This is a genomic window from Aurantivibrio infirmus (assembly GCF_054767315.1).
The window spans coordinates 1-604 of sequence record NZ_BAAFSK010000023.1; the positions used below are offsets into that span (position 1 = coordinate 1).

1 protein-coding gene is annotated in these 604 nt (G+C 46.5%); it reads right to left on the reverse strand.

Features of this window, described 5'->3' with window-relative positions; genetic code table 11:
* Positions 1 to 604, reverse strand: a 604-nt coding sequence (locus tag ACYUCY_RS18325) for a hypothetical protein (protein ID WP_460227986.1), incomplete at both ends; no start/stop codon positions are given.

Genomic DNA, 604 nt, shown 5'->3' on the forward strand with positions numbered 1-604 from the left:
TTTAAACTCGGACTGGTGGGATAGGTTTCAGCGGTTAAACGATTGAGAGCATCGTATTGATAATTCACACTCACGCCACGGGCATCGGTTTGGCTAATTAAATTATTGGCGTCGTCGTAAACAAAAGTGGTGAGGCCGGTATCGGGGCTATTGAGTTCGGTGACATTATCATAGGCATCGTAGGTGTAACTTGTCGTCAGCCCCCGTGGATCGGTCACACTGGTGAGATTATCGCGACCATCGTATGTAAATTCAACAGTGTTATTTTCAGCATTAAGGGTTGTGGTCGGACGATTTAAAGCATCATAATCTTGCGTGGTGGTAAAGTTACGGCCGTTGGTGTCACTGGTGAGATTGTCGTTTACGTCGTAATTAAATTGTTGTAATTGATTATCAGCACCGACTACTTCGCGCAAACGCGAAAGCTCATCGAAACTTTGGGTCATGGATTTAGTTGCAACACCCGCGCTGGTTTTAATCACTTCGGCGGTGCGATTGCCTGCCGCATCGAGGGTATATTCAATACGATTACCTTGCGCGTCTTCAATCGCGGTTAAACGTCGCGCCCCATCATATTCATAAGCGATAACACTGCCATTCGGCA